Genomic DNA, 3765 nt, shown 5'->3' with positions numbered 1-3765 from the left:
CCGGCTGCCCGACGTGCTCACGCTGCCGCTGGCCGGGCTCGCCCTGACCGCGCTCGGCGCCGCCGCGCTGCTGCCGGAGTCGGGCGGGTCCTGGCGCGGCGCGCTGCTCGGGGCGCTCGCCATGGGCGTCCTCTATCTGGTGCTCCACCTCATCAGCCCCCGCGGCATGGGGCTCGGCGACGTGAAGCTGGCGCCCGGGCTCGGGGCGGCGCTCGGCTGGTACGGGCTCGGCGTGCTGTCCATCGGGGTGCTCGCGGGCGTGCTCTGCAACGGCCTGTACGCGCTCGTCCTGGTCGTCGCCCGGCGTGCGGGGCGCAAGACGGAGATCCCGTTCGGGCCGTTCATGATCCTGGGTGCCTTCGCGGGGGTTCTGCTGGGGGCCCTGGCGGCCTGACGTACGCTGAGAATCTGCTCTACACCTCCGAAAGGGGCACGCCCGGTGACCGAGAAGGCCGCGCTTCAGTCCGTCCTCGACCGCGCCGCCGCCGGTGGGCGCATCACCCCCGAAGAGGCCGTCGCCCTGTACCGCGACGCCCCGCTGCACGCCCTGGGCGCCGCCGCCGACGCGATCCGCCGCCGCAAGTACGCGGGCATCGAGCACATCGCGACGTACATCATCGAGCGGAACATCAACTACACGAACGTGTGCGTCACGGCGTGCAAGTTCTGCGCCTTCTACGCGGCCCCGAAGGACACCAAGAAGGGCTGGAGCCGCGACCTCGACGACATCCTGCGCCGCTGCGCGGAGACGATCGAGCTCGGCGGCACCCAGATCATGTTCCAGGGCGGCCACCACCCGGACTACGGCGTCGAGTACTACGAAGAGCACTTCAGCGCCATCAAGTCCGCGTACCCGGAGCTGGTCATCCACTCGCTCGGTGCCTCCGAGGTCGAGCACATGGCCCGCATCTCCAAGGTGAGCGTCGAGGAAGCCATCCAGCGCATCCACGCCGCCGGCCTCGACTCCTTCGCCGGCGCCGGCGCCGAGCTGCTGCCCGAGCGGCCGCGCAAGGCCATCGCCCCGCTGAAGGAGTCCGGCGAACGCTGGCTGGAGATCATGGAGACCGCGCACCGCCTCGGTGTCGAGTCCACCTCCACCATGCTGATGGGCACCGGCGAGACGAACGCCGAGCGCATCGAGCACCTGCGCATGATCCGTGACACGCAGGACAGGACGGGCGGCTTCCGCGCCTTCATCCCGTACACGTACCAGCCCGAGAACAACCACCTCAAGGGCCGCACGCAGGCCACGCTCTTCGAGTACCTGCGGATGATCGCCATCGCCCGGATCTTCCTGGACAACGTCCAGCACATCCAGGGCTCCTGGCTGACCACCGGCAAGGAGGTCGGCCAGCTCTCCCTGCACTACGGCGCCGACGACCTCGGGTCGATCATGCTGGAGGAGAACGTCGTCTCCTCCGCCGGTGCCAAGCACCGCTCCAACCGCATGGAGATCATCGAGCTCATCCGCAAGGCGGGCCGGGTGCCCGCCCAGCGCGCGACGACGTACGAGCACCTCGTCGTGCACGACGACCCGGCGAACGACCCGGTCGACGAGCGCGTCATGTCCCACATCTCGTCCACCGCGATCGAGGGCGGCACGGCGCACCCCGAGCTCAAGCTCGTCTCCACCAACTAGGGCTGTCCGCGTCCGTGCTGACACTTCACGCCGTCGCCGACGGCTCGGCAGTCCTCGTCGACGGGGAGCACGTCGCGGCACTCGGCACGGCCGAGGAGCTGGCCGACGCCCATCCGTCCGCGCGGGTGCGGCGCTGGCCCGGCATCCTCACGCCCGGTCTGCTCAACCCGTACGGCCCCGAGATCCTGGAGTCCACCTACCACCCGGACCCGCGCGAGGCCGAGACGTACGGGACCGTGCCGATCGGCGGGGAGCGGGCCCGGGAGATCTTCCGGGCGGACCCGTCGCGGCTCGGGGCGAGCGCGCGGCGGGGCGTCCAGCGGCTGTTCGCGCACGGCACGGTGGCGCTCGCCGGGGAGCTGCGCGCCAAGCCCGTCCTGGAGGTGGCGCAGCGGTCCGGGCTCGTGTTCGGCGGCCGCCCCGACCGGCTTCCCGGACCGGTCTCGCTGTCCCCGACGCCGCTGGTGCTGCTGCCGGGGCTGGCCGTGGGCGGGCCCGCGCGGTTCGCGGTGTTCGACGTCGCCGACCGCGCCGAGCTGGTGCGCCGCGGGGCCTCGACCTGTGTGGCCACGGTGATCGGCGGACGGATGGTGTACCGGGCGCGCTGACCCGCTCAGCGGGTGGTGACGACCACGCAGTCCACCGACCCGCCGGTGGCCACCGCGGTGTCGCGGACCTCGCTGGAGAAGGTCAGGGAGAGCGTCGGGTACGACATGGCGTCCGGCACGGGCTCGCTGAGCGGCGGCGTCGGAGTGGGGTGCGGCACGGCTTTGGTGAGCCGTGGTGTCGGCGTGGGGACCGCGACAGGAACCTGCTGCGGCGTGCGGCTCGGACACGCCTCGGGCAGTGTGACCGGGGTCGGCGACGGGGGAGCCTGGCCCGCCGGGCGCGGCCCGTTCGTCGCCTCGATGCCGTTGTCCAGGGTCTCGGTCGCCGCCCAGCCGCCCACCACCAGGACCAGCCACGCCCCGGCCACCCAGGCCCGCACCCGTCTTCGTGCCGCCAACTCGTCCACCCCCGTGATCAGTTCGTCGCCGGGCACATCCTAGGGCGACGCGTCATGGGCCCCGGCGGCTGCCCTGACGCGGCGGTCCGGGCGGCTGCTGCCACAATGGGCGGGTGACCCGCGCATCCTTGGACAAGCAGCCGCACGAAGTCGCCTCGATGTTCGACGACGTGGCGGAGAAGTACGACCTCACCAACGACGTGCTGTCCCTCGGGCAGGCGCGGCTGTGGCGCAAGGAGGTCGCCAAGGCGGTCGACGCGCGCCCGGCGCAGAAGATCCTCGACCTGGCCGCCGGCACGGCCACGTCCTCGCAGCCGTTCGCGCAGGCCGGCGCGTACGTCGTGCCCTGCGACTTCTCCCTCGGCATGCTCCGCGTCGGCAAGCAGCGCCACCCGTGGATGCCGTTCACCGCCGGTGACGGCACGAAGCTGCCGTTCAAGGACGACACCTTCGACGCCGTCACGATCTCCTTCGGGCTGCGCAACATCCAGGACACCGACCAGGCGCTGCGCGAGCTGTACCGCGTCACCAAGCCGGGCGGCCGCGTCGTCATCTGCGAGTTCAGCCACCCGACGTGGACCCCGTTCCGCACGGTCTACACCGAGTACCTGATGCGGGCCCTGCCGCCGGTCGCGCGCACGGTCTCCTCGAACCCGGACGCGTACGTCTACCTCGCCGAGTCGATCCGCAGCTGGCCCACCCAGCCCGAGCTGGCCTCCCGTCTGCAGGGCGCGGGCTGGAGCAAGGTCGCCTGGCGCGACCTCACCGGCGGGATCGTGGCACTGCACCGCGGCATCAAGTAACTCCGGTTTCCCGTATTGCAGTTGACGGGAACCGCACCACGGCAAAGATGTGTCCGTTGATTACGTGGTGACGCCGGGTGACGGCATGTCACCCGTCCGTCCCCGGACCGTCAATCGGAGCTCCCGATGCCGTCGTTCTGCCCGCACTGCGGAGCCGAGGCTCCCCAAGAGGCCCGTTTCTGCATGAGATGCGGCCGGGAGCGGTCCGCCGCCGCCCCGCCGCCTCCCACCGTGCCGCCGCCTCCCACCGCCGCTCCCACCGCTCTTCCCGCCGCGCCGCCGCCCCCTGCCTACGCCCCGGGCCCCGCTCAGCCCTC

Annotated in this window: 5 protein-coding genes; 4 read left to right on the top strand and 1 reads right to left on the bottom strand. The window is 72.0% G+C overall.

The features are described 5' to 3' along the window. The 3 genes from G3I40_RS45930 to G3I40_RS45920 form a co-directional block, all read left to right on the top strand. A partial coding sequence (locus tag G3I40_RS45930; RefSeq protein ID WP_164560718.1) for an A24 family peptidase occupies positions 1–394 on the top strand: 394 nt, incomplete at its 5' end. A gap of 45 nt (positions 395–439) precedes the next feature. Further along, positions 440–1639, top strand: coding sequence for a cyclic dehypoxanthinyl futalosine synthase (mqnC, locus tag G3I40_RS45925; RefSeq protein WP_164560717.1), 1200 nt, complete (start codon positions 440–442; stop codon positions 1637–1639). Positions 1640–1653: 14 nt separating this feature from the next. Beyond that, positions 1654–2247, top strand: a complete 594-nt coding sequence (locus G3I40_RS45920; RefSeq protein ID WP_164560716.1) for a hypothetical protein — start codon at positions 1654–1656, stop codon at positions 2245–2247. 5 nt (positions 2248–2252) lie between these two features. On the opposite strand, the gene G3I40_RS45915 is transcribed toward G3I40_RS45920, so the two are convergent. Further along, complete coding sequence (locus tag G3I40_RS45915) at positions 2253–2681, bottom strand: hypothetical protein (RefSeq protein WP_164560715.1); 429 nt, start codon at positions 2679–2681, stop codon at positions 2253–2255. A 77-nt stretch (positions 2682–2758) separates the two neighbouring features. Here G3I40_RS45915 and G3I40_RS45910 point away from each other — a divergent pair, with 77 nt between their 5' ends. Further along, the gene (locus G3I40_RS45910; RefSeq protein ID WP_164560714.1) at positions 2759–3448 is read left to right on the top strand and encodes a demethylmenaquinone methyltransferase; all 690 of its coding nucleotides are present in this window, start codon (positions 2759–2761) and stop codon (positions 3446–3448) included. The last annotated feature ends 317 nt before the right edge of the window (positions 3449–3765 follow it).

This window comes from Streptomyces sp. SID14478 (assembly GCF_010548525.1).
Classification (GTDB): Bacteria; Actinomycetota; Actinomycetes; order Streptomycetales; family Streptomycetaceae; genus Streptomyces.
Note: the sequence above shows the minus strand (reverse complement) of the source record. Positions and strands in the feature narration are given on the sequence as shown.